Genomic DNA, 24,455 nt, shown 5'->3' with positions numbered 1-24,455 from the left:
GGGTGGCCGGCCGGCGCCGGGTCAGACGGACAGGCGGGTGCGAGGCCCGGCCTTGAGCAGGCGGGACGGCAGCTCGCGGCCGACCAGGCGCTGCGCGAGCTCGGCGACGTCGAGGAGGCGCTCCAGGTCGACACCGGTCTCGATGCCGAGCTCCTCGAGCAGGTAGACCGCCTCCTCGGTGGCGATGTTGCCGCTCGCCCCCGGGGCGTACGGGCAGCCGCCGAGGCCGCCGACGCTGGCGTCGAACCGCCACACCCCCATCTCCAGGCCCGCGACGAGATTGGCCATGCCGGTCCCCCGCGTGTCGTGCAGGTGCAGGGTCAGCGGGGCGTCCGCGTCGAGCTCGCGGAAGCGGCCGACGAGCCGGCGCACCCGCGGCGGGGAGCCCATGCCGGTGGTGTCACCGAAGCAGATGCTGTCGGCGCCGTCGCGACGCGCCCGGGCGGCGTACGACGCCACGACGTCCTCCGCGACCTCCCCCTCGTAGGGGCAGCCGAACGCGGTCGCCACGATCACCTGGCACTGCGCTCCCGCGCCGTGGGCCAGGTCGATCACCTCCGCGATGCCGTCGAGGGACTCCTCCGGCGTGCGGTTGATGTTGCGCAGGTTGTGGGTGGTCGACGCCGAGACGACGACCTCGATGTCGCGGAAGCCGGCGTCGAGCGCCCGGCGGGCGCCGACCAGGTTGGGCACCAGCGCCGAGTAGCGCACGTCGTCGCGGCGCCGAACCGCCGACCACACCTCGGCGGCGTCGGCCATCTGGGGGATCGCCCGCGGGTGCACGTAGGAGACGGTCTCGATCTCGCTCAGGCCCGTCGTCCCGAGCGCGTCGACGAGCTCGACCTTGCCGGCCGTGGCAACGGGCGGCTCGTTCTGCAGGCCGTCGCGGGGGCCGACCTCGCGCAGCACGACCCGGGAGGGGACGTCGCCCATCAGAAGCCCCGCTCCGCCGCCACCAGCGCCCGGTGGGCGGTCGGCGTGCCGTAGAGGGCGCGCGCGGCGGTGACGCGGCGGAAGTGGTGGGAGATCTCGTGCTCCCAGGTGAAGCCGATGCCGCCGTGGACCTGGACCGCCTCACGCAGCACGAGCATCGCCGCGTCGCCGGCCCGGACCTTGGCCGCGGACGCGGCGAAGCGCCAGTCGTCCGCCTGCTCGGCCGCGGCGGCCACCGCGACCAGCACGGCGCTGGTCGCCGTCTCGAGCTCGGCGTACATGTCGACGAGCTTGTGCTTGACGCTCTGGAAGGAGGCGACCGACCGGCCGAACTGCTGGCGGTCGACCGCGTAGTCCCGGGCGAGCCGGAACGCGCGGTCGGCGGCGGCGAGGGCGTCCACGGCCGTGAGGAGGGCTCCGACCAGCCAGGCATCGCGCACCGCCGCGGCCGTCTCCGGTCCCGATGTCACCACGGTGGCCCGCGCCCCGTCGAGATCGAGGAGGGCCAGGCCGCGCCCGGGGTCGACCGCCTCCATGGCGGTCACGAGCACTCCCGGCGCCGTGGCGTCCACGAGCACCACCTCGACGGCGCCATCGGCACCGGCGGCCGTGACCAGGAAGGCGTCGGCATGGGTGCCGCTGTCCACGAACGTCTTGCGCCCGCTGATCGTGAGCGTGGCGCCGTCTCCGTCGAGCCGGGCGGCCGCGTCGAGGACCGCGCCGGCACCGTCCTCGTGCAGCGCGGGTACGACGACCCGCCCGTCCTCGGCGAGCGCCCGGCGCAGGCCGGTGGCATCCGTGGGATCGACCAGGCGCAGCAGGGTGGCGGCGACGCCGGACGCCGCGACCAGCGGGCCGGACCAGCCGCAGCGCGAGGTCTCGGCGACCGCGGCGGCCAGCTCGGTGAGCGTGGCCCCCTGACCGCCGTACTCGTCCTCGACGAGAAGGCCGGCGGCGCCGACCTCGCCGACCAGGCCGGCCCACAGCTCGGGAAGCCCGGCCCCACCGAGGCGGCTCACCTCCACCGGGCTGCGCTGGTCCATGAACCGCGCGAACACCGGCGACAGCTCGGCACTGAGAACCAGACCTGCCATGACGTCTCCTCCCGCTCGATGTCGAGCAAGCGCTTGCTATGCTCTGCTGACAAGAGAGGGCGCCGCGGGCGGCGCGCTCTCGTCCGGCCTCCGTCAGGCCGTCCGGATCCCGTCGAGCAGGATCGCGGTCTGCACCTCGATGACCCGGTCGATGCCGACCCGGCCGCGGGGGTTGAACCAGCGGATGACCGCCTGGATCGCGCCCATGATCGTGCGGTAGATCATCCGGGCATCGATGTCGTCACGGATCTCGCCCGCGTCGATGCCGCGCTGGATCGTCTCCAACCACACCTTCTCGATCTGGTGCTGGCGCTCGACGATGCCCTTCATCGGACCGACGTAGTGCCAGTCGTTCTGCAGGATCGTGACGTGCTGCCGGTTCTCGACCAGGCCCCGCAGGGCACAGGCGACGAGCTGCTCGAGCGCGACGACCGGGCCGTCCGCCTCGGAGACCGCCACGTCGTACCCCCGGACCATCGAGTCGAGGTACTCGACGAGCACCTCCTCGACCATCGCCTCCTTGGAGTCGAAGTAGTAGTAGAGGCTCCCCGACAGCATGTCGGCGTCGTCGGCGATGTCACGGACGGTGGCCGCGGAGAAGCCCTTCTCCGAGAACACCTTGGCCGCGGCACGCAGGATCAGCTCCTTGCGGGCGACGCCCGTCGGGGAGCCGGTCGAGCGGCGACGGGTAGTACTCACGCTGCGCTGCCTTTCTGCAACCGGTCCATGTGCTCGGACACCTTAACGGAAGGGATCCACGCCGGGCGGCGTACGCACGGACGGTGCATGTCAGGGTCGACGGCCGGAGACGATGGTGACGGCGCTGACGAGGTCGCCGGGGCTGCCGCCCTGGTTCTGGACCAGTCCGAACCGGGGGTCCGCGACCTGGCGGTCCCCCGCCTCGCCGCGGAACTGCAGCCACATCTCGTAGATCATCCGCAGCCCGCTGGCGCCGATCGGGTGCCCGAAGCTCTTCAGGCCGCCGTCGATGTTGACCGGCAGCGCGCCGTCGCGGTCATAGCGACCGTCGAGGACGTCGCGCCACGCCTTGCCGCGCTCGGAGAAGCCGAGCTCCTCCATGAGGACCAGCTCGGTCGGCGTGAAGCAGTCATGCACCTCGGCCAGCGAGATCTCGGTGGCGGGGTCGGTGATCCCCGCCTGCGCGTACGCCGTGCGCGCCGACGCCGCCGCCTCGGCGAGGTCGGAGTAGTCGTAGTCGCTGTCGTTGCGGCCCGTGCCGGAGCCGGCGTCGAGCGCCAGCGCGTGCACGTAGAGCGGCTTGTCGGTGTACTTCAGCGCGTCCTCGGCGCGGACGATCACGGCCGCGGCCGCGCCGTCGGCGACGCCGGAGCAGTCGAAGACGCTGAGCCGCCCGGCGAGGGTGGGCGCCGCGGCGATGGTCTCCTTCGGCACCTCCTTGCGGAACTGCGCGCGCGGGTTCCGGGCCCCGTTGCTGTGGTTCTTCCAGGCGATGTGCGTCATCGCCTCCTTGATCTGCTCCTCGGACACGCCGTAGCGGCGGGCGTAGGCGGGCACGATCATCGAATACATCGCGGGTGCGCTGAGCACCGGCGGCGTACCGTCGTTGGGCACGCTCGGCATCTCGAGGCCGGAGTAGCCCGCGTCCTTGAGCTTCTCGCCGCCGACCGCCATCACGACGTCGTACGCGCCGGACGAGACCGCGTAGCAGGCGTTGCGGAAGGCCTCGGACCCCGTCGCGCACATGTTCTCGACCCGGGTGACGGGCTTGTGGGAGATGTTCAGCGGGCGGGTGAGGGTCAGGCCGGAGACGCCGGAGATCATCGAGCCGAGCCAGAAGGCGTCGACGTCGCCCACCCCGAGCCCGCCGGCGGAGTCGAGGGCACCGTGGGTCGCCTCGACGAGCAGGTCGTCGACGTTGCGGTCCCAGAGCTCACCGAAGTTGGTGCAGGCCATGCCGACCACGGCGACCGGCGTCGCCAGGGCGTGAGATCCCATCAGTCCTCCTCCTCGAGGTGCGGACGCACCTTCCACACGTAGTTCCTGACCCCGTTGCCGGCCACGCTGGCCAGCCGGAAGGTCGGGCTCACCCGGTCACCGATCGCGAGCTCACGACCGACGGCGTCGGTCATCTCGCACTCGAAGCGACCACCTCCGTCAAAGTCGACCGCGACCACGCGGGCCGGCAGCTGGACGGACTCGGAGAGCCAGTCGTCGGTGAACGTCGCGATCCGGCCCGGGACGTCGACCATCGAGACCGGCTCGAAACCCTCGGTCGCCGAGCAGCGCAGGCACACCCGGCGCGGCGGGAGGTTGCGATAGCCGCACGACCCGCACTGAGCGGCCACGAAGCCGAACTTCCAGGCGGCGGTACGCCGCGCGGCCGGCGGGACCGGCGGCTTGACGTCGGGACGCCGGGCCGGCTCGCGCGGCAGCAGGCCTCGCCAGTTGAGGAAGTCGCCGTAGGAGACGGGCTGTCCGGGAGGGGCGTCGGCGAGGCCGCTGCGGGCGCCCGCCGCGTGCTTCTCGGTCACCCGGAAGACGAAGGCGTCGGCGCCGTCGGTGGCCGACACCGCCAGGACCACGTCACCGGGCGAGGCGGCGTCGAGTGCCAGCGCCAGGCCGACGGCGAGGTCGGCGGCACCGGCGTAGCCGAGGCCCGCCGCGTCGGAGGCAGCCAGCTGCGCGGTCTCGAAGCCGCGGCGGGCCGTGGCGCGGGCCCGCGCGTGGGGGGTGCTGATGACGACGTGGTCGATCTGCTCGCGCTTGAGCTCGCAGCGACCGAGGACGTCGTCGACGACCCGTTCGACGAGCGGGACGTACTCCTCGACCCCGAAGCGCTCCTCCCAGGTCCGGGTGCGGACCTCGCCGGGGATCCGCCAGCGGTCGAGGAACTCGCTCGTCAGCGACGCGGTGCCGACCAGCTCGGCGACCGGGTCGGGGCCGACGACGAGCGCGGCCGCGGCGTCGGCGCCCTCGGCCTCGTCCGCCGAACCGGGCAGGCCGTAGCGGACGTCGCTCGCGACGACCACGGACGCACCCGCGGACAGGCCGGCGCGCAATGCGCCCGCACCGCCGCGCAGCGCGCCGGACAGGTCGTAGGCCGCGACCTCCGCGGCCAGGCCGGAGGCGGCCGCGACGGTGGCCGCGTTCGACTTCTCCAGGTAGGCGGGGCGGGTCGTCGCGAACCAGAGGCTCTCGCTGCCGGCGGTCCCGCGCAGGGCGGCCCGGGCCGCCGCCACACCCATGGTGGTGGCGTCCTCGTCGTACGACGCCACGGGGCGCACGCCCTTGCCCCGGCCGCCGACGACCCGGGCCACGTCGGCCCGGTCCAGGCGCGGCACGGGCAGGTAGACCGCATATGACTCGATGCCGACCACGGCACCTCCTTCTGCCCCGTCTCCGGAGACACTTTCAATCAAGCACTTGCTTTGATATCTTAGGTGCGCCGCCCCACCGACGCAACCGTGCGTCGGGCCAGGAGCCCCGATCGGAGGACGATGTCGACCGTGAGTGAGCAGGATTTCCGGCAGCGCGTCACCGAGGTGATCGGCGCGTTCGCCCCGCGTCGGGCCGACGCCGGGAACGCATGGGGCGAGGGCGACGACCGGGTCTCGGTCGTGGCCGAGCGCTCCGAGGGCGAGGCCGAGGAGATCGCCGAGCTGCGGCGCTACCGCGCCCATCTCGACGCCCACGGGCTCGCGTGGGTCGAGGGCCCCGCGGCGTACGGCGGCGCGGGCCTGTCGACCCGGCACACGGACCTCGTGCGCGAGGTCGAGGCGGAGCACGAGCTCCCCGATGACGCCTATCTCCGCTTCAGCGCCTCCACGCTGTGCCCCACGCTCCTCGAGCACGGCACCGAGGAGCAGCGCACCGGTCTGCTCCGCCGGCTGCGGACCGCCGAGATCATCGCCTGCCAGCTCTACAGCGAGCCCGGCGCCGGGTCCGACCTGGCCGGACTCTCGACGCGGGCCGAGCGCGACGGCGACGGGTGGCGACTCAACGGCCAGAAGGTGTGGAGCTCGGGCGCCCACTACAGCGACCTCGGTCTCTGCATCGCCCGCACCGACCCCACTCTGCCGAAGCACGCCGGCCTGACCACCTTCCTCGTCGATCTCCGGGCGCCGGGCATCGAGATCCGCCCGATCCGCCAGCTGACCGGCGGGGCGTCGTTCGACGAGGTGTTCCTCACCGACGTCCACGTCCCCGACACGGCGCGGGTCGGCGAGATCGACGGCGGCTGGAGCGTCGTCGTGACCTCGCTCCTCAACGAGCGCTCCGCCATCGGCCGGGAGGTCGGGGTCGACGACGCCCTCGTCGACCGGCTCGTCGACCTCGCGCGCCACGTGCAGCAGCCGGTCGACGACCGCACCCGCGACCAGCTCGCCGACGTCGTGGTGCGGGCCTGGGCCGCGCAGCTCACCACCGCCCGCTACCTCGACGGAGGCGGGACGCCCGGCCCCGAGCTGGCCATGACCAAGCTGCTCACGACGGACCTGCTGCGCCAGATGAGCGACGTCGCCGCCGACGTCCTCGGTGCCGGGCACGTCGCCGACAGCGGGGCGTGGGGCACCTACGCCTGGTCCGAGCTCACCCTCGGCCTGCCCGGCCTCCGCGTCGGCGGAGGCACCGACGAGATCCTCAAGAACGCCGTCGGCGAACGGGTCCTCCACCTACCGAAGGACGCACGATGAAGATCGACATGGGCATGATCGGATCCTCCGCCGCCGGCTGCGGACCGATCGCGGCGGACGCCGAGGCGCAGGGCTTCGACGGCGTCTGGGCGAGCGAGAGCGTCACCGATGCCTTCCTCCAGTCCCAGGCGGCGCTGCTCACCACCGAGCGCCTCTCCGTCGGTACGGCGATCGCGGTCGCCTTCGCCCGCAACCCGATGTCGGTCGCCTACCTCTCCTGGGACCTCGCCGCCATGTCCGACGGGCGCTTCGTGCTCGGTCTCGGCAGCCAGGTCCAGGCCCACGTCGAGCGCCGCTTCTCGATGGAGTGGAGCTCGCCGGTCGACCGGATGCGGGACTTCCTGCTGGCCCTCGACGCCATCTTCACCTCCTGGCGCGACGGCACCCGCCTCGACTACCGCGGCGAGCACTACCAGCACACGCTGATGACGCCGGTGTTCACGCCGCACCACCACACGCACCGGATCCCGACGATGGTCGCCGCCGTGGGCGCCAAGATGACCGAGCTCGGCGGGGAGCTGTGTGACGGCCTGCTGCTGCACGGCATGACCACCACGGCGTACCTCGACCAGGTGACGCTGCCCGCCGTCGACCGTGGCCTCGCCACCTCCGGCCGCGGCCGCGACGCCCTTGAGCTCTACGTTCCGCTCTTCCTGGTGATGGGCGACACCGAGGAGGAGATCGCCGACGTGACGCGGCGCACCCGCGAGCAGATCGCGTTCTACGCCTCGACCCCGGCCTACGCGAAGGTCCTGGAGAGCGTCGGCTACGAGAACCTCCAGCCCGAGCTGCGGACCCTGTCCCGCGAGAACAAGTGGGCCGAGATGGGCGACCTGATCGACGAGCGGCTCTTCCACGAGATCGCCCTGGTCGGCACGCCTGAGGACATGCCGCGCCTGTGCAAGGAGCGGTTCGGCGGCCGCATCGACCGGGTCTCGTCGTACTTCGGCTGGCCGACCGGCGACCCCGACCGGCTGCGCGCCATCCTGGCCGCCTTCGCCGACGACCCCGTCCCCGCGACCAGCGCCGCCGGCGCGTGAGGTGACCCGATGAGCCGACTGACCGCCGACGACCTCGTCGCCCGCGCCGAGATCAGTGACACGCTGCACGCCTACAGCCGCGGCGTGGACCGGTGCGACATCGACCTGCTGGCCGACCTGTTCAGCGAGGACGCCACCTTCGACTACGGACACGGCAACGTCACGACCGGGCGCGCCGACCTGCGCGGCCTGTTCGAGGCCGCCACCGGCCGCTACACCGCGACCAGCCACCACGTCTCGACCGTGAGCTTCCTCGAGGTCGGCGACGGGACCGCTCGGACCATCGCCTACGTCTACGCCTTCCACGACAACGCGGAGCAGGACCTCCACCTCCACGTGTGGGGCTGCTACGAGGACGAGCTCGTCGACGAGGGCGACCGCTGGCGGATCAAGGCCCGCAAGGTCCGGGTCGCGGGCACCAAGACCACCGGGTCCGAGCAGCTCCCCGAGCGGTTCCAGCGCTACGAACGTGGCGGCAAGCGGCCCTTGTAACTAAGTGTTACAGCACGGTTCTCCACGACTTGATCGTTCCAAACCGTACCTAACAGGTAGTTACAAGGTCGGCCGGCCTCAGCCGAACCGGGTCCACTGCTCCAGGACGACGAGGGTCTTCGTGCTGGCCACGGCACCGCCCGAGCGCAGCGAGCTGACCACGCGACGCAGGTCCTCGACGCCGTTGACCCGGATCCGGACCAGCGCGTCGGGATCCCCGGCGAGGGTGAGCACCTCCTCGACCTCGGGGATCTGGGCGACGAACTCCATGATCTGGGCGAGGTCGAGGTCGTCGGCGAAGTGCAGCTCGGTCATCGCCTCGATGCCCGTGGCGATCCGGCCGTGGTTGATCTGCACGGTGTAGCGCTCGATCACCCCCACCTTCTCCAGCCGCGCGATCCGTCGCTGGACGGGCGCGACGGTCAGGCCGACGGCGGTCGCGATCTCGCGCAGCGGCCGCCGCGCGTTCTCGCGCAGGAGGTCGAGGATCGCGCGGTCGGTCGCGTCGAGGACCGCCGGCTGGTGGTCGGTCGTCCCGCTCCTCCGCTGCTTCGCATCGGTCACGCAACAGAATCTACTCCGCACGGAGACCATGTTGCGCAGACGGCCCTGCATGCGGCGATCGGATTGCGGATCGACGCCAATCCCGGCGACAGGAGTTGTGACCGGGCCCACGATGCCCCAGGCTCGTGCGCATGACCCTCACCGCTGCCCCCGCCGACCTCGTCTTCGAGCGCACCGACGAGCTCGGCACCGCCGGACACGAGCAGGTCGTCTTCTGCCGCGACCGGGCCACCGGACTGCGCGCGATCATCGCGATCCATGACACCCGGCTGGGCCCGGCGCTGGGTGGCACCCGGTTCTACCCCTACGCCACCGAGGCCGAGGCACTCACCGACGTGCTGCGACTCTCGCAGGGCATGACCCACAAGGCGGCCGCCGCCGGCCTCGCCCTGGGTGGCGGCAAGGCCGTCATCATCGGCGACCCGGCGACCGTCAAGACCCCCGCGCTGCTCGCGGCCTACGGCCGGTTCGTCGACTCCCTCTCGGGGCGCTATCTCACCGCCGGCGACGTGGGCACGACCGCCCAGGACCTCGACATCGTCGCGACGGCGACCCGGTACGTCGTGGGCAGCAACGGCGGCTCGGGCGACAGCGGCCCCTCGACGGCGTACGGCGTCTTCAGCGCGCTGCGCGCGGCGGCCGAGCATCGATGGGGGCCGGACGGGCTGCGCGGCAGGCGGGTCGGCGTCGAGGGCGTCGGCAAGGTCGGCGCCCACCTGGTCGGCCTGCTCCTGGAGGAGGGGGCCGAGGTCACCGTGTCCGACGCATCGGGCGACGCGCTGGCCCGCGTGCTCGAGCGGCACCCCCGGGTCACGGTCCGGCACGCCGTGCTCGACGCGCCGGTCGACGTCTACGCCCCGTGTGCGCTGGGTGCCACCCTCACGCCCGGCTCGGTGGACGCGATCCGCGCGAGCATCGTGTGCGGCGCCGCCAACAACCAGCTCCTCGACTCCTCGGTCGCGGCGCTGCTCCGGCGGCGCGACATCACCTGGGTGCCCGACTACGTGGCCAACGCGGGCGGCCTGATCCAGGTCGGCGGCGAGATCTGGGAGCGCACCGCGGACGAGGTCCGCGGCGACGTCGCGCGCATCGCCGACACCGTGCGTGACATCCTGCGCCGCTCCGACGAGAGCGGCCGGCTGCCGAGCGAGGTGGCTGCCGAGATCGTCGCGGAGCGCCTCGCCGCCGCGCCGTCCCGACCGACCGAGGGAGTCCGCGCATGACCGAGCTTCTCCACCGCCCCGCCGGCGAGCCGGCGGCGCCGTACGACCTCGACGACCGCTTCCGCGTCGACGCACCGCCGACCCTGCTCACGGGTGTGCAGGCCATCGCCCGCCTCCTCGTCGAGCACCGTGCCCTCGACCGCCGCCGCGGCCTGCGCACCGCGTCGTTCGTGTCCGGCTACCAGGGCAGCCCCCTCGGCGGACTGGACCGGATGCTCGCGGACATGCAGGACGTGCTCGACGAGAACGACATCCGCTTCGTCCCCGGCCTCAACGAGGAGCTCGCCGCCACCTCGGTGTGGGGCAGCCAGATCGAGCTGCCGCTGGGCACCAGCACCCACGACGGCGTGACCGGCTTCTGGTACGGCAAGGGCCCCGGCGTCGACCGGGCGACCGACGCCCTGCGCCACGCCAACATGTACGGCGTCAACCGGCGCGGCGGCGCCGTGCTCCTGGTCGGCGACGACCCGGCCTCGAAGTCCTCCACCGTGCCGGCGGTGAGCGAGCGGTCCCTGGCGGCGCTCGGGATCCCCGTACTGTTCCCCCGCAACGCCACCGAGATCGTCACCCTCGGACTCCACGCGATCGAGATGTCGCGCACCTCGGGCTGCGTCGTCGCCCTCAAGATCGTCGCCGACGTCGCCGACGGCGCCTGGGTGGTCGACGGTGCCGACATCGACGTCACCCCGGTCGCGCCCGCCATCGACTGGGACGGTCATCCCTACGCCTACACGCAGAGCCCGATCGTGCTGCGGCCGCCGATGATCGTGGGCGCCGAGGCCGAGCTGGTGGGCCCGCGCACCGCACTGGTCCATGACTACTCCGCCCGCAACGGCCTCAATGTCATCGAGGTGGACGCGCCGGGGGCGCGGCTCGGGCTGGTGGCGTCGGGCAGCTGCTTCGACTCCCTGCGCCAGGCGCTCACCGACCTCGGCGTCACCGACGACGCCCTGGTGGCGGCAGGCATCCGGCTGATGCGGATGGGGATGATGAGCCCGGTCGAGCCGGCGGCTGTCCGGCGGTTCGCCGACGGGCTGGACGAGATCCTCGTCGTGGAGGACAAGACCTCCTTCATGGAGATGCAGATCCGCGACCTCCTCTACGGCTCCGACCACGCACCGCGCATCCTCGGCAAGCTGGACGCGACCGGCCGGCGGCTCGTCCCGGCCGACGGTGAGCTCACTGCGGGGCGTCTGCTCGCTCCGCTGCGTCACGCCCTGGAGGACTGGGTGACCGTGACACCGCCGCAGCGCCCCCGCACCTCGCTGCCGCTGCTGCCGGTCAACCGGTCGGCGTACTTCTGCTCGGGATGCCCGCACAACCGCTCCACCGTGCTCCCCGAGGGCTCCATGGGCGGCGGCGGCATCGGCTGCCACGCCATGGTGACCATCTCCGACCGGCCCGAGGACACCGTCACCGGCGTCACCCAGATGGGGGGCGAGGGTGCCCAGTGGATCGGCCAGACCTGGTTCACCGATGCCGGCCACATCTTCCAGAACGTCGGCGACGGCACCTTCTTCCACTCCGCGCAGCTCGCCGTGCAGGCGTGCATCGCCGCCGGCGTCAACATCACCTACAAGGTGCTCTACAACGACGTCGTCGCCATGACCGGTGCCCAGGACGCCGAGGGCGCGCTGTCGGTCCCGCAGCTGACCCACAAGCTGCACACCGAGGGCGCCGCCAAGATCGTCGTGTGCGCCGAGGACCCGAGCCGGCACCGCCGGCGCGACCTCGCCCCCGGCACCCTGCTCTGGGACCGCGACCGCCTCGACGAGGCGCAGCGGATGCTGCGCGAGGTCCCCGGCGTGACCGTGCTGATCTACGACCAGCACTGCGCCGCCGACGCGCGCCGCCAGCGCAAGCGCGGTGGCCTCCCCGCACGCACGCAGCGCGTGGTGATCAACGAGGCCGTCTGCGAGGGCTGCGGCGACTGCGGCGTGAAGAGCAACTGCCTCTCGGTGCAGCCGGTCGACACGGAGTACGGCCGCAAGACCCGGATCGAGCAGACGTCGTGCAACACCGACTACAGCTGCCTCGACGGCGACTGCCCGTCGTTCGTGACCGTGGAGACGGCCCCGGCCAAGGGCTCGCGCCGTCGCGCACGCACGGCGGGCAAGCCCGCCCGCAAGGGCTACCCGACTCCGCCGACCGTGGCGGCCAGCTCGGCGGAGGACCGGGCGACCACGACCCAGAACGTCTTCATGACCGGCATCGGCGGCACCGGCATCGTGACCGTCAACCAGGTGCTCGCGACCGCCGCCCTCCGGGCCGGGTACGCCGTCGAGTCGCTCGACCAGACCGGGCTGAGCCAGAAGGCGGGGCCGGTCACCGGCCACCTGCGGTTCGCCGACGGCGACCTCGAGCCGGCCAACCGGCTGACGCCGGGGTCCGCCGACTGCTTCCTCGGCTTCGACCTGCTCACCCTGGCCGAGGACCGCAACCTGGCCTACGGCAGCGCCGCCGCGACCCGGGCCGTCGTCTCGACCAGCCGCACCGCGACCGGCGCGATGGTCCACGACCCGAGGGTCCAGCACCCCGACGAGGCCGGCCTGCTGGAGCGGGTCCGCACCGCCAGCGTGGAGCTCTTCGACTTCGACGCGCTCGAGGCCGCGGACCGGATCTTCGGCAACACGGTCGCCGCGAACTTCCTGCTCGTCGGTGCGGCGTACCAGACCGGCGCGCTCCGGTTGCCCGCCGCCGCGATCGAGGAGGCCATCGAGATCAACGGCACCGCGGTCGCGGCCAACGTCGCCGCGTTCCGCTGGGGCCGGGTCGCGGTGACCGACCCCGCCGCCTTCGGTGCCGCCGGCACGGTCGCCGCCCCGCCGACACCGGTCCCCGAGATCCCGGTGCCCGCCTCGGTCGCCGGCTCCGGCCTCGAGGGCGAGGTGCTGCGCCTGGTCGCCCGGCGCGCCACCGACCTCGTCGGCTACCAGGACGAGCGGCTGGCGGACTCCTATGTCGCCATCGTCGCGGAGGTCGCGGCAGCCGAGCGCGCCGTCACGACCGAGACCAGGTTCAGCGAGGCCGTCGCGCGGCACCTGTTCAAGCTGACGGCGTACAAGGACGAGTACGAGGTCGCCCGGCTCCTCACCGACCCGGCGTTCCTCGCCTCGACGGGCGACGCCTTCCCCGGCGGCACCGTCTCGTTCAAGCTGCACCCGCCCGTGCTGCGGGCGATGGGCCGCACGAAGAAGCTCTCCTTCGGGCCGCGGTCGCACGGCACCCTGCGTGCCCTGGCCCGGATGAAGTCGCTGCGCGGCACCCGTGCCGACGTGTTCGGCTACGCCCACCTGCGCCGGGTGGAGCGCGACCTCCGCGACCACTACCGCACGATGGTCACCGACCTCGCCGCGACGCTCGACCTCGCGTCGTACGACCGCGCGGTGCGGCTCGCCGAGCTCCCCGACCTGGTCCGCGGCTACGAGAGCGTCAAGCTGCGCAACGTCGAGCAGTACGTCGCCGCCCTGCGCGAGCTCGGCGTCACCCCGCCGGCGACGGTGAGCTGAGCCCCGCGCGCACCGAACGCGCCCGGGAGGGCAGGGACAGGAACAGCGGCCCTGCCCTCCCGGGACTTTCGACCATGGCGGCCGCCGGACGGCGGGACGATCCTGAAGGCATCGACCAACCGTCCAGCCAGGAGGATCCGATGTCCGCCACCTCGACCACCCACGATGCCGTCCTCCTCGAACAGGACGTCGTCACGCACTCCGCGGCGCGCCGCGCCCTCGCCGTGCTGCGCGTCGGCTTCGGCCTCACCTTCCTGTGGGCCTTCCTCGACAAGCTGCTGGCCCTCGGCTATGCCACGGGGACCAACGCCGAGACCGGCGCCGTCGACCGCTTCGGCCCGGACGCCTGGATCAACGGAGGCAGCCCGACCTTCGGCTTCCTCAACTTCGGCGTCTCGCCGGACAACCCGTTCCACGGGACCTTCACCTCGATCGCGGGCGCGGCCTGGGCGGACTGGCTCTTCATGCTCGGCCTGCTCGGCATCGGTCTCGCCCTGACCCTCGGCGCCGGCATCCGCCTCGCCGCGATCACCGGCGCCGCGCTCTACCTGCTGATGTGGGTCGCCTCCTGGCCGCTCGCCAACAACCCGGTCCTCGACGAGCACCTCCTCGGCGCGGTGACCCTGCTGGTCCTCGCCCTCACCCTCGCCGGAGACACCTGGGGCGTCGGCCGGCTCTGGGCCCGCACGGAGATCGTCCGCAGGCTTCCCCTCCTGCGCTGAGCGGTGCGCGGCATGCTCACCACGTCAGGCCACCCCGCCCCTCCCGGCCGGGTGGCCTGATCCGTCGCTGTGCTCCGGGGCCAGCGCCGCGACCGCCCGCTGTGGGAAGACGACAGCGCCGGGGTGGCCCGGCCCCGGCAGGCTGTCCGGCATGAGCAGCTCAGGGAATCGGACGCCGCGCCGGGTCGCGGTCGTGGGTGCCGGCATGGTCGGCCTGGCGACGGCCTGGCACCTGCAGGAGCAGGGTGTCGAGGTGACGGTGCTCGACCGTGACGGCGTGGCCGCCGGGTCGAGCTGGGGCAACGCCGGCTGGCTGACCCCGAGCATCGCGGTGCCCCTGCCGGAGCCGGCGGTGCTGAAGTTCGGCGTCCGCGCGGTCCTCAGCCCGTCGTCCCCCGTCTATGTGCCGCCGACCGCCGACCTGCGGCTGCTGCGCTTCCTGGCACGGTTCACCCGCAACTGCACGCCCGCGCGCTGGCAGCGGGCGATGCGCGCCCTGATCCCGCTCAACAACCAGGCGCTCGCCGCGTTCGCGGAGCTGGAGGCCGGGGGCGTCGAGGCGAGCACCCGGCCCGCCGAGCCGTTCCTCGCGGCGTACCGCACCCCGGCCGAGCGGGAGCTGCTCCTGGAGGAGATCCGCCACATCCGCGACTGCGGCCAGCAGGTCGACTTCGACGTGCTGGACGGTGCCGCGGCGCGACGCGAGGAGCCGATGCTCTCCGGCGAGATCAATGCCGCCGTCCGGTTCACCGGTGAGCGGTTCATCGACCCGGCCGCCTACGTGCACGCGCTCGCCGACGCGGTCCGCGGCCGGGGTGGCGAGATCCGAGGCGGGCACGACGTCACGGCGCTCGCCTCCGGCGCCACCGACGTGCGGGTGGGCGATGGCACGTACGACGCCGTGGTGGTCGCGACCGGCGCCCGGCTCGGCCGGCTGGCCCGTCCCTTCGGCGTCCGCAGCATCGTCCAGGCCGGTCGGGGCTACAGCTTCACGGTCGAGGTCGACCAGCTGCCGCGCGGACCGGTCTACCTCCCGGCCCAGCGGCTGGCCTGTACGCCGCTCGACGGGCGCCTGCGCATCGCCGGGATGATGGAGTTCCGCGACGTCGACGCGCCACTGGATCCTCGCCGGATCCAGGCCCTGGTGCGGGCGGCGGACGGCCTCCTCGTCGGCGCGCATCTCGAGGAGCGCAAGGACGAGTGGGTCGGCGCCCGCCCCTGCACGGCCGACGGCCTGCCGCTGATCGGCGCGACCCGCGACCCCCGGGTGTTCGTCGCGGGCGGCCACGGCATGTGGGGGATCACGCTCGGTCCCGTCACCGGGAAGCTGCTCGCCGAGCAGATCGTCACCGGGCGCACGCCCGAGGCGCTGCGCGCCGTCGACCCGCTGCGCTGATTCCCTACCCAGGGCTCAGCCGGCGCCGCGATCGACGGGACCGGCGGGACCGGCGGGATCGATGAGGTCCGGGTGGAGGGCCTCGAGCCGCAGCGCCAACCGGGTCACCGGTTCCTCGAGATCGACGGGCACCGCCCGGGTCAGCCGGGCCAACCGGTTCCGGACGGTGTTGGGGTGCACGCCGAGCGCGCGCGCCGCGCGCTGCGGCTCTCCCCAGTGGTCGATCACGGCGCAGAGCGTCGCGACGAGCTCGCTGTCGTGCTCGCGGTCCTGCTCGACGAGCGCCGCGATCGGCGAGACCGGCGCGGCGGCTCCGGCGCCGCGCACCGCACGGGCGAGCACGAGCGCCGGCCACGCCTCGTCGACAGTGGAGACGGCGGGCACCGGTCGTCCGGCGGTACGGCGCAGCCCGGCCACCTCGACGGCCTGCGCGGCCGAGACGACGAGTCGTTCGGTGGTGTCGACCGCGCCGCCCGCTGCCGCCGCCAGGGTCGGGTCGGCCCGCGCCTCGGCCTCCACCAGGTCGCGCAGCCAGGTCCAGCTGCCGGGTCCGGCGGCAGGTCGGTCCCGCACCACGGCACAGACGACGCCGTCCACGTCACACAGGAGCGGCGCGCGCCATCCGTGGCGCTGGGCGAGTGCCGTCCAGACCGTGACCCGCTCCTCCGGCTCCAGGTCGCTGCGGGGCCCGGCCAGCGCGACGGCTCGCCAGGGACCGTCACTCCCTCCTGGCAGGGTCGCCGCCTCGCCGCGGAGGACCGCGCGCACCTGCTCGCTCTCGAGACGCCGGTGCAGCTCCCCGCGCGTCCGCAGACGCAGGAAGTGGAGGGCGAGCACCTCCGCCGCCGTCCGGGCGCGGGCTACGGCGTCCGCCGCGGGCTCGGCGGCCACGACCGCCCACACCGAGCCGAGCCACTCGCCGCCGGCACGGACCGGGATCACCAGCCGTGGCTTCACCTCCGCGCCGCCCGCGGGCACGAACACCGGCTCGTCGGAGTGGGCGATCCGCCGGAACACCCCCAGCGACCGGAAGTGGTCGCGAACCTCGCGCGGGACCTGTCGGCCGATGATCGTGGAGGTCCGCGCGTCGTCGATGCCGTGCTGGCCGCTCGAGTACGCCAGCACCCGGGACCGGGCGTCCTCGATGGTGACCGGCGCGTCGAGCAGCGCGGCGAGGACGTCGGCGAGCGCGAACAGGTCGGTGTACACGCTGCCGGACGACCATCCGTCGGCGTCGCGGCCCGTCTGGGCGACGACGTCGCGCAGCACCGTCACGGCCGCCGACAGCGCCGTGTCGTCGGCGAGCGCCAGCAGCGTCAGTCCGCGCTCCCGACAGGCCGCGGCCACCGCCGGGGAGACGGCCAGCGCGCGCCGGGCGACGAGACCGGCACAGGCGCGGACGGCGTCGACGACGACCAGCAGGTCCGCCTCGTCCCGCACGCCGACGGCCACGGTCAGGTCACCGGGGAGCACGGCCTCCCGCGTCCCGGCCTCGACCAGCTCCAGGCCGCTCACCTGCCGCGCCTCGCCGACCACGACCGTGGTCAGGAAGCTCGGCGTCAGGGCTGCCCCGATCTGCTCGGCGGTCATCATGGAGCGAGTGTGCCCGAGACGCGGACCCGCCGCCGCCACGGGTCGATGGCGGGCCGGTGCGGGCACCCTCACTGCCCGGACTTGACCTACCCCGACCAACTGTCGCTATCATCGTCGCATGGCGATGAATTCCGGGACGAACCCCTCTCTCGAGGACGTCGAGGTCGACGAACAGGCCGCGGCGGTCGCGGCGGCCTGTCTGTTCCGGGCGATGGGCGACCCGTCCCGGGTGGCGATCCTGCGCCACCTGCTGCTGGGCGAGCACAACGTGGCCGAGCTGACCTCGCACCTGGGTCTGGCCCAGTCGACGGTCTCCAAGCACCTCGCCTGCCTGCGCGACTGCGGTCTGGTGACATCGCGACCGGTCGGGCGCGCATCCGTCTTCACGCTCACCCAGCCCGCCGCGGTGGTCGGGGTGTTCGCCGCGGCCGAGACGCTGCTGTCGGCCACGGGCGACGCGGTCGTCCTGTGCCCCAACACGAGGATGGCCGGCTGATGGGCGCCGGACACGGTCACGGGCACGCGGGCGGGCGCCACCGCTGGCGCCTGGCGCTCGCCTTCGGTCTCGTCGGCTCGTTCTTCGGCGTCGAGCTCGCCGTCGGCCTCTGGTCGGGATCCCTGGCCCTCCTCTCGGATGCCGGACACATGGCGGCGGACGTCGTCGCCCTGGGCGCCGCGCTCGCCGCGACCCGCATCGCCACGATGACCGACCGCACCGGACGCAAGACCTTCGGCTCCTACCGGGCTGAGGTCTTCGCCTCCGGCCTGACCGTCCTGCTCATGCTCGGCGCCGGCGCCTATGTCGCCATCGAGGGCATCAAGCGCATCGGCGAGACGGTCGAGCTCGAGTCGGGCGCGGTGATGCTGGTCGGCGCCATCGGCCTCCTCATCAACCTGGTGGCCCTCGGCCTCCTGCGCGGCGGCGCCGGCGAGAGCATCAATGTCAAGGGCGCCTACCTGGAGGTCGTCGCCGACACCGTCGGCTCGGTCGGTGTGATCGCCGCCGGCCTCATGATCGCCCTCACCGGCAGCGCCTGGTGGGACACCGGCATCGCCCTGGCCATCGCGGCCTTCGTGGTCGTCCGTGCCCTGATGCTCGGCCGCGAGGTCCTCAGCGTGCTCGGCCAGCACGCGCCCGCCGGGATGGATCCCGCCGAGGTCGAGGCGACCCTCGTCGCCGTCGACGGCGTCGCGGAGGTCCATGACCTGCACCTGTGGGCGCTCACCTCCGGCATGAACGTCGCCACCGCCCATCTGGTCGCCGCGCCCGGCGCGTCCCGCGACGTCCTCGTCGCCGCGCAGGCGACCCTGCGGGAGAAGTACGGCGTCGACCACGCCACGCTCCAGGTCGAGTCGGACGCCACCGCCTGCAACGAGCTCTCGTGGTGACGCCGGGCCGCGGCGTCGCCGGCCGCACTGTCGCCGGTCGTGGTCACCGCCCCACCTGGTCGGCCTGTTCGGACAGCTGTCGCTCGAGGGCGGCCGCGGCGGCCCGGAAGCCCCGGATGCTGTCCAGCTTGATCTGCTCGTAGCCGCGGACGGCGTCCGGGAGGTCCACCAGGGCCTGGACCGTCTTCGCCGTGGCCGGCTCGAGTCGCTCCACGGACCGCTCCACCAGGTCGCGGTACTCGCCGGCCAACGCGCGTTCGACCGCGCGTACCTCACCGCGGCCGAACGGGTCGAAGGCCGTCCCCCGCAGCCACCGCAAGGCATACAGGCCCCGGAAGACCACCCGGAACCACGGGCCCACCGCGATCTTCCGCTTCATCCCGAGGGCCCGGAGGATCGGCGGGTGGAGGCGGTACCAGTACCTCGCGTCCTCGCCGAAGGCGTCGCGGACCGCCTGGTCGACCGCCGGGTCGAGCGAGAGTCGCGCCACCTCGTACTCGTCCTTGTAGGCCATCAGCTTGTAGAGGTGGCGGGCGTACGAGTACGAGAGCCCGCCGATCGATCCGAGCGCCTCCCGCTCGGCACGGGCGACGATGCCGACCTCGCGGGCGTAGCGCGCGGCGTAGTCCTCATCCTGGTAGGCGGTGAGGTCGCCGACGCGCGCGGCGACCAGGCGCGCCACGTCGTCCTCATCGGGGTCGGTCGACGGCACGGCTGCCTGACCGTCAACTGGACGAGGTCCAGCGGACGCCATCGCGCGGCGCACGACGTTCGGGTCGGCGACGTACCACCGTCCCCATCGGAACGCCTGCAGGTTGCGGTCGACGGCGACGTCGTTCAACGCCAGCGCCTCCTCGAGGATCGCCGGGGCGATCGGGAGCGCACCTGCCTGCACGGCAGCACCCACCAGGAACACGTTGGCGTACTGGTCGTCACCGAGCAGCGCCAGCACCGCCTCGCGAGCATCGACGGTCACGGCGTGCTCGCGCCGCGAGCCGCCCAGCACCCGCTCGACCGTGGAGCCGACCTCCGGGTACGTCACCGACGGGTCCGTCACCATCTGGCCGGTGGGCACATTGGACGTCGACACGACCGCGATCGACCGCTCCGGCGAAAGCACAGCCAGGTTGGCGTCGCTCGCCGCGACCAGCAGGTCGCACCCGAGGTAGAGGTCGCACTCGCCGGGGTCGACCTTGTTGGCGCCCTGGAAGGCGGTGAGTCCCATCCGAACATCGGAGACGACCGCACCGCCCTTCTGGGCCATGCCCAGCTGGTCGAGGCTGCGCACATACCTGCCCTCGATGGACGCGGCAGTGGCGATCACCTGCGCGATGGTGACGACACCGGTGCCGCCCACGCCGGTGATGCGCAGATTGAAGCGGTCGACCGGCACCCGCAGCCGAGGGTCCGGCAGAGCGTCGACCGGGACATCCGCCCCCCGACGAGCGCGTGCTGTGCTGCGCTTGCCGGGCTTGATCGCGATGAACGACGGACAGTCGCCGTCGAGGCAGGAGACGTCGCCGTTGCAGGAGGCCTGGTGGATGCGGGTCTTCCGACCGAACTCGGTGTCGACCGGCTGCACCGACAGGCAGTTCGACTTGACCCCGCAGTCGCCGCACCCTTCGCACACCCGCTCGTTGATCATCACCCGCAGCTCACTGTCAGGGGCCAGGTTCCGCTTGCGCTTGCGCCGCAGCTCGGTGGCGCACTCCTGGTCGTGCACGATCACCGTGACGCCGTCGACCTGGGCAAGCTCCTCCTGTACGGCGGTCAGCCGGTCCCTGTGTGCGACGGTCACGCCGCGCGGCAGCCGAACCCTGCGGTACTTCTTCGGTGCGTCCGTCGTGATGACCGTCCGCGACACTCCCTCGGCCGCCAGTGAGCGGACCAGTGCGGAGACCGTCATCTTGCCGACCGCCTCCTGCCCGCCGGTCATGGCGACCGCGTCGTTGTAGAGGATCTTGTAGGTCATTCGGACCCCGGAGGCGACCGCTGCGCGGACCGCCAGACTCGCGGAGTGGTGGAAGGTCCCGTCGCCGACGTTCTGGATCAGGTGCTGCTGCTTGACGAAGGGCGCCATCCCGATCCAGGAGCCGCCCTCGCCGCCCATCTGGGTGAAGCCGATGACGTTGCCCACACGTTCCGCCGGCATCAGGGCCGCCAGGGCCGAGCAGCCGATACCGGCCCCGACGAGCGAGCCGTCCGGAACCTCGGTCGAGCGGTTGTGCGGGCACCCCGAGCAGAAGTACGGCGTGCGGCTGACCATCGGGAGCAGCCGACGGGTGGGCTCGCCGGCCACCGACAGGCGGCCGGGACCGCCGGGAAGCCGAGGGCCAAGGCGCTCGGCGATGAGGTCGGGAGGCAGGTCGCCGTAGGACCGGAAGAGCTCCCGCCCGTCGGGGGTGCGGCGGCCGCTGACGGACGGAGCGCCGACCGAGCCGTAGAGCTGGTCCTTGACGGCCGCCTCGATGAAGGACCGCTTCTCCTCCACGACGACCACCTCGTCGAGGTCGCGGCAGAACTCCTCGATGATCCCGGGCTCGAGTGGCGAGATCATGCCGAGCTTCAGCAGCCGCACCCCGGTTCCTTCGAGCCGCGCAGGGTCGAGTCCCAGGAGCGTCAGCGCCTGACACACGTCGAGGTAGGTGGCCCCTCCAGCGATGACGCCCACCCGCGCGTCTCCGTCACCGGAGATCACGTTCAGCCCGTTCGCCGCCGCGTAGCGACGAGCAAGCTCCACCCGCTCGTTCATCAGGGTCTGCTCGAGGCGGCCCAGCTGCGGCTGGAGGAAGTGGGCAGAGACCTCGTGGGCGAACTCCGCCCCGGCGATCTCCCTGCTGGGGGTCACCGGCACAACGCGTCCGGGTGACACTCGGGCGGACGCCGCACCGTCCACGACGTTGGTGGCGAGCTTGAGCCCGGTCCAGAGGCCGCAGAACCTCGACAGCGCGATGCCGTGCAGGCCCAGGTCCAGGACGTCCTGTGGGTCTGCGGGTGCTAGGACGGGCAGCCCGATCTCCGCCATGGCCACCTCCGATGCACTGGGCACGGTGGACGACTTCGCGATGGAGTCGTCGCCCACCAGGACCAGGACGCCGCCGCGCGGGTCGGCTCCACCGAGGTTCCCGTGACGCAGTGCGTCGGTTGCCCTGTCGAGCCCGGGCGCCTTGCCGTACCAGATTCCCACGACGCCGTCGGCGCTCCTGTCCGGAGAGGCGGAGGCGAGCTGCGATCCCTGCACCGCGTTGGCCGCGAGCTCCTCGTTGACCGACGGCCGGAAGACGACACCGGCCGCCTCCAGGAGTGCGGACCGCCGAGCGATCTCGAGGTCGTAGCCCGCGAGCGGGGAGCCCTCGTAGCCCGAGATCAGCGTGCGAACGCTCCGCCCCTGGGCAGCGTCGAGCCGATGCTGGTCGAGCGGGATGCGGACCAGCGCCTGGAGCCCGGAGAGATAGACCTCGCCGGCCTCCTTCTCGTACCGATCGCTCAGCGTGAGCCGACGTCGTTCGTCGAGCGTCACCGGGTCACCGGGTCGACGCCCGCGACCGGCGCAGGGCTCCGCACGATCCCGGTGCCGGTGGAGCGCGTCAGGTGTCGGGCCAGGTGGACGTCCCAGTACAGGGCACAGCGACTCGCCCCCGCCTGCCAGACCGAGGCGACGTCGGATGGGTCGGGCACCCCCCAGCCGAACTGGAGGTCGGCGTCACGCAGCGTGTCCAGCAGCGCGTTCAGCACGTCGTCGAAGGCGCCGCGGGCACCGCCTTCGTGCTCGTGGTCGTCGCTGAGGTCCTTCGGCCCGAGCCAGTAGGTGGCGACGCAGCCCGCCTGGGCGATCCGGTCCAGGCAGCGCACCGCCTCCATCGTCTCCACGATGATGCTGACGTCCGGCTGCCTGTCGTACGACGTCCCCCAGTCGGTGGCCGGCACGACCTGGCGCGGTCGTATCCCGGCCGGCGGGTAGGTCAGCCAGGCACGGGCCTGCTCGATGTCCTCGAGCGTGCGGACCCTGGGCAGCACGAGCTCGTCGACGCCCGTGTTGGCGAAGGTGAGCAGGGTCCCCGGGTCGAGGTTCGGCACCCGCACCATCGTTCGAGTCCCGCTGTTGGCGAGTCGGCGAACCACGTCGCCGACCTGGTTCGGCGTGAGGCCGGTGTACTCGGCGTCGAGCCAGAGGAAGTCCATCCCGGCCTGGGTGACCGAGTCGACGAGCACCGGGTCCACCGACGAGGTGAGGAGGCCCAGCTGGCGGTGCCCGTCCGGGGCGCTACGCACCGTCGCCACCGAGACGCGTGAGCAGGTTGTGGGTGATCCGGGTGACCAGCGGATCCCGGCCCTCCAAGCCGTGTACCCAGTCGGTGCAGCCGCTGGTGAACACCGTGCCTCCTCGGGTGTAGACCCCCATCACGGCGTTGCCGTGGCCCAGCCTCTCCGCGGCCGGATCGAGGTCGCGCTCGAGGCGGTCCGGCTCGATGCCGAGCACCCGCCACTGCGTGTAGCCCAGGTCGGACATCCCCCCGTCGACCCCCTCGGTCGTCGGCGGCAGGTCGGCCTTGGCCCACAGGCGAGCCGGTGAGGTCGCCAGCACCTCGAACGAGTCCGGGGTGCCGTCCGCGTGCGTGGCGGCGGGCAGCCCGTCCTCGCCGTAGGTGAGCTCACACCCGTCGGCCTCGTAGCCGACCACGCCGTGCTTGGCACCGAGCAGGTCGCCGTACCTCAGGTCGGTGCCCTCGAACACCCAGTGATCAGGTCGCCAGACGAGGTAGCCCCCCGGACCGCGGGGCGTTGCCTGCCCGGCTCGTACGTAGCCGCCCCGGGTGAAGCTGACCCCCGTCAGGTGGTTCTCCGGGCGGCCGACGACGTGGTCAGACCACATCCCGCTCTGCAACGGGGTCCCCCGCTCCGGATCATCGTTCGGCGCGGCGTACTTGTAGCAGGTCATCGCCCGCCCACCGTCCTCGAGACGGACCTGCCAGAACACCGCGTTGCCGGTCAGGAAGGCGGCATTGCCGCCCTCGGCGATGTAGCGCTCGATCGAGTCGCGCATCCCGGCCGACCAGTACTCGTCATGCCCGACGCTGACCACCAGCCGACGGCCCTCGAGGATCTCCGGCCGGAGCTCGAGGTCCGAGCTCACCGCGAAGTCGAGCTCGAACCCCTCCCGCTCGGCCCAGGAGACGAACGGCCGCTCCCACTGGTGGAACCCCGACCCGTAGCACCAGCCGGAGAGGCGGTACGCGTCGACCGTCTCCCGCTGGTCGCGGAAGTCGGGGTCGTAGACACCCATCGCGGTCGCGGCACGGAGCTTGATGTCCGGTGGACGGCTGAGGAACCCCGGTGCGAACGGTCGCTCCCAAGAGACGCGCACGCCACCGGTGTAGAGGCTGAGGCTGTGGTTCCAGTCGTTGTAGGCGTTGTACGTCGTGTCGGTGATCAGCATCAGCGTGGCCGGCCGGGAACCAGCCGGCTCCGCACTGCGGACCACGAAGAACGCCGGCTGGTCGAGCTCGTCCAGCGACTTGTCGGGCCAGTTGAACCGCACCTCGTAGTAGCCGGGGGCCCAGTCAGGTGACACCTCCACCTCGAACGAGGGCGGCCAGCCGCAACCCCGGGCGCCGACGTCGTCCGGCACGTCGTGGTGCCGCCCGGGGAGGCCGCTCGCCGCCCACACGACGTGCCGGTTCGCTCCGCGACGCGCGATCTGGACGTCGAACGCCGGTCGCTCCGAGCTGCAGTGCACCTTCACGGTCTCGCCGGCCACGAAGCTCCGTCCGCCACTGACGTAGCCCTCGACGGCCGCCCGCAGCATGTTGTCCGGGGACTTCATCTC

At 72.7% G+C, this 24,455-nt stretch carries 19 protein-coding genes; 9 read left to right on the top strand and 10 right to left on the bottom strand.

What is annotated here, in order from left to right; all coding sequences use genetic code 11:
* Nucleotides 1-21: 21 nt before the first annotated feature.
* From KVF89_RS02275 to KVF89_RS02255, 5 genes are all read right to left on the bottom strand, one after another.
* A complete protein-coding gene (locus KVF89_RS02275) occupies nt 22-933 on the bottom strand; it encodes a hydroxymethylglutaryl-CoA lyase (RefSeq protein WP_257422983.1) in 912 nt (303 codons plus the stop codon).
* On the bottom strand, nt 933-2,027 hold the full coding sequence (locus KVF89_RS02270) for an acyl-CoA dehydrogenase family protein (RefSeq protein ID WP_257422981.1): 1,095 nt from the start codon (nt 2,025-2,027) through the stop codon (nt 933-935). Before KVF89_RS02270 ends, KVF89_RS02275 begins: the two co-directional genes overlap by 1 nt.
* 93 nt (nt 2,028-2,120) lie before the next feature.
* Nucleotides 2,121-2,726 (bottom strand): TetR/AcrR family transcriptional regulator, encoded by a 606-nt coding sequence (locus KVF89_RS02265; protein ID WP_257422980.1) that lies wholly within the window; start codon nt 2,724-2,726, stop codon nt 2,121-2,123.
* Between the two features lie 90 nt (nt 2,727-2,816).
* Entirely contained in the window at nt 2,817-4,004 is a 1,188-nt protein-coding gene (locus tag KVF89_RS02260) for an acetyl-CoA acetyltransferase (protein ID WP_257422978.1), read from the bottom strand.
* Nucleotides 4,004-5,386, bottom strand: coding sequence for a hypothetical protein (locus KVF89_RS02255; protein ID WP_257422977.1), 1,383 nt, complete (start codon nt 5,384-5,386; stop codon nt 4,004-4,006). The genes KVF89_RS02260 and KVF89_RS02255 overlap by 1 nt, the downstream gene beginning before the upstream one ends.
* Nucleotides 5,387-5,515: 129 nt before the next feature.
* Between KVF89_RS02255 and KVF89_RS02250 the strand changes: the two genes are divergently transcribed.
* From KVF89_RS02250 to KVF89_RS02240, 3 genes are read left to right on the top strand one after another with little or no spacing between them, the layout of a single operon-like run.
* Nucleotides 5,516-6,700, top strand: a complete 1,185-nt coding sequence (locus KVF89_RS02250; protein WP_257422975.1) for an acyl-CoA dehydrogenase family protein — start codon at nt 5,516-5,518, stop codon at nt 6,698-6,700.
* Nucleotides 6,697-7,740: a TIGR03617 family F420-dependent LLM class oxidoreductase gene (locus KVF89_RS02245; protein ID WP_257422973.1), complete on the top strand. Its 1,044-nt coding sequence runs from the start codon at nt 6,697-6,699 to the stop codon at nt 7,738-7,740. The genes KVF89_RS02250 and KVF89_RS02245 overlap by 4 nt, the downstream gene beginning before the upstream one ends.
* Before the next feature lie 9 nt (nt 7,741-7,749).
* Nucleotides 7,750-8,232 (top strand): nuclear transport factor 2 family protein, encoded by a 483-nt coding sequence (locus KVF89_RS02240; protein ID WP_257422970.1) that lies wholly within the window; start codon nt 7,750-7,752, stop codon nt 8,230-8,232.
* A 78-nt stretch (nt 8,233-8,310) separates the two neighbouring features.
* On the opposite strand, the gene KVF89_RS02235 is transcribed toward KVF89_RS02240, so the two are convergent.
* Nucleotides 8,311-8,796, bottom strand: a complete 486-nt coding sequence (locus tag KVF89_RS02235; RefSeq protein ID WP_257422969.1) for an Lrp/AsnC family transcriptional regulator — start codon at nt 8,794-8,796, stop codon at nt 8,311-8,313.
* Between the two features lie 131 nt (nt 8,797-8,927).
* Between KVF89_RS02235 and KVF89_RS02230 the strand changes: the two genes are divergently transcribed.
* From KVF89_RS02230 to KVF89_RS02215, 4 genes are all read left to right on the top strand, one after another.
* Nucleotides 8,928-10,019, top strand: a complete 1,092-nt coding sequence (locus KVF89_RS02230) for a Glu/Leu/Phe/Val dehydrogenase dimerization domain-containing protein (protein ID WP_257422967.1) — start codon at nt 8,928-8,930, stop codon at nt 10,017-10,019.
* Nucleotides 10,016-13,528: an indolepyruvate ferredoxin oxidoreductase family protein gene (locus KVF89_RS02225; RefSeq protein ID WP_257422965.1), complete on the top strand. Its 3,513-nt coding sequence runs from the start codon at nt 10,016-10,018 to the stop codon at nt 13,526-13,528. The genes KVF89_RS02230 and KVF89_RS02225 overlap by 4 nt, the downstream gene beginning before the upstream one ends.
* Nucleotides 13,529-13,668: 140 nt before the next feature.
* The gene (locus KVF89_RS02220) at nt 13,669-14,250 is read left to right on the top strand and encodes a hypothetical protein (RefSeq protein ID WP_257422964.1); all 582 of its coding nucleotides are present in this window, start codon (nt 13,669-13,671) and stop codon (nt 14,248-14,250) included.
* Nucleotides 14,251-14,401: 151 nt separating this feature from the next.
* Entirely contained in the window at nt 14,402-15,646 is a 1,245-nt protein-coding gene (locus KVF89_RS02215; RefSeq protein WP_257422963.1) for an NAD(P)/FAD-dependent oxidoreductase, read from the top strand.
* A 15-nt stretch (nt 15,647-15,661) separates the two neighbouring features.
* On the opposite strand, the gene KVF89_RS02210 is transcribed toward KVF89_RS02215, so the two are convergent.
* A complete protein-coding gene (locus KVF89_RS02210; RefSeq protein WP_257422961.1) occupies nt 15,662-17,239 on the bottom strand; it encodes a PucR family transcriptional regulator in 1,578 nt (525 codons plus the stop codon).
* Between the two features lie 118 nt (nt 17,240-17,357).
* On the opposite strand from KVF89_RS02210, the gene KVF89_RS02205 reads away from it, so the two are divergent.
* On the top strand, nt 17,358-17,735 hold the full coding sequence (locus KVF89_RS02205) for an ArsR/SmtB family transcription factor (RefSeq protein WP_257422960.1): 378 nt from the start codon (nt 17,358-17,360) through the stop codon (nt 17,733-17,735).
* Complete coding sequence (locus KVF89_RS02200) at nt 17,735-18,628, top strand: cation diffusion facilitator family transporter (RefSeq protein ID WP_257422958.1); 894 nt, start codon at nt 17,735-17,737, stop codon at nt 18,626-18,628. The genes KVF89_RS02205 and KVF89_RS02200 overlap by 1 nt, the downstream gene beginning before the upstream one ends.
* Nucleotides 18,629-18,671: 43 nt before the next feature.
* Here the strand turns inward: KVF89_RS02200 and KVF89_RS02195 are convergent, their stop codons facing one another.
* The 3 genes from KVF89_RS02195 to KVF89_RS02185 are packed head-to-tail and all read right to left on the bottom strand — an operon-like array spanning nt 18,672 to nt 24,452.
* Nucleotides 18,672-22,148 (bottom strand): indolepyruvate ferredoxin oxidoreductase family protein, encoded by a 3,477-nt coding sequence (locus KVF89_RS02195; protein ID WP_257422956.1) that lies wholly within the window; start codon nt 22,146-22,148, stop codon nt 18,672-18,674.
* Nucleotides 22,145-22,900, bottom strand: coding sequence for an aldolase/citrate lyase family protein (locus tag KVF89_RS02190; RefSeq protein ID WP_257422953.1), 756 nt, complete (start codon nt 22,898-22,900; stop codon nt 22,145-22,147). The genes KVF89_RS02195 and KVF89_RS02190 overlap by 4 nt, the downstream gene beginning before the upstream one ends.
* Entirely contained in the window at nt 22,893-24,452 is a 1,560-nt protein-coding gene (locus tag KVF89_RS02185) for a N,N-dimethylformamidase beta subunit family domain-containing protein (RefSeq protein WP_257422951.1), read from the bottom strand. Before KVF89_RS02185 ends, KVF89_RS02190 begins: the two co-directional genes overlap by 8 nt.
* Between the last annotated feature and the right edge of the window lie 3 nt (nt 24,453-24,455).

This window comes from Nocardioides carbamazepini, from assembly GCF_024614185.1.
In the GTDB taxonomy this organism is placed as follows: domain Bacteria; phylum Actinomycetota; class Actinomycetes; order Propionibacteriales; family Nocardioidaceae; genus Nocardioides; species Nocardioides carbamazepini.
The sequence above is the reverse complement of the archived record's forward strand: the minus strand, read 5'-3'. Positions and strand labels throughout refer to the sequence as shown.

Bases quoted from the DNA above. Each gene is read 5' to 3' on its own strand.
- KVF89_RS02275 (WP_257422983.1), bottom strand. From the start codon at position 933: ATGGGCGACGTCCCCTCCCGGGTCGTGCTGCGCGAGGTCGGCCCCCGC.
- KVF89_RS02270 (WP_257422981.1), bottom strand. From the start codon at position 2,027: ATGGCAGGTCTGGTTCTCAGTGCCGAGCTGTCGCCGGTGTTCGCGCGG.
- KVF89_RS02260 (WP_257422978.1), bottom strand. From the start codon at position 4,004: ATGGGATCTCACGCCCTGGCGACGCCGGTCGCCGTGGTCGGCATGGCC.
- KVF89_RS02245 (WP_257422973.1), top strand. From the start codon at position 6,697: ATGAAGATCGACATGGGCATGATCGGATCCTCCGCCGCCGGCTGCGGA.
- KVF89_RS02240 (WP_257422970.1), top strand. From the start codon at position 7,750: ATGAGCCGACTGACCGCCGACGACCTCGTCGCCCGCGCCGAGATCAGT.
- KVF89_RS02230 (WP_257422967.1), top strand. From the start codon at position 8,928: ATGACCCTCACCGCTGCCCCCGCCGACCTCGTCTTCGAGCGCACCGAC.
- KVF89_RS02225 (WP_257422965.1), top strand. From the start codon at position 10,016: ATGACCGAGCTTCTCCACCGCCCCGCCGGCGAGCCGGCGGCGCCGTAC.
- KVF89_RS02220 (WP_257422964.1), top strand. From the start codon at position 13,669: ATGTCCGCCACCTCGACCACCCACGATGCCGTCCTCCTCGAACAGGAC.
- KVF89_RS02215 (WP_257422963.1), top strand. From the start codon at position 14,402: ATGAGCAGCTCAGGGAATCGGACGCCGCGCCGGGTCGCGGTCGTGGGT.
- KVF89_RS02210 (WP_257422961.1), bottom strand. From the start codon at position 17,239: ATGATGACCGCCGAGCAGATCGGGGCAGCCCTGACGCCGAGCTTCCTG.
- KVF89_RS02205 (WP_257422960.1), top strand. From the start codon at position 17,358: ATGGCGATGAATTCCGGGACGAACCCCTCTCTCGAGGACGTCGAGGTC.
- KVF89_RS02200 (WP_257422958.1), top strand. From the start codon at position 17,735: ATGGGCGCCGGACACGGTCACGGGCACGCGGGCGGGCGCCACCGCTGG.
- KVF89_RS02185 (WP_257422951.1), bottom strand. From the start codon at position 24,452: ATGAAGTCCCCGGACAACATGCTGCGGGCGGCCGTCGAGGGCTACGTC.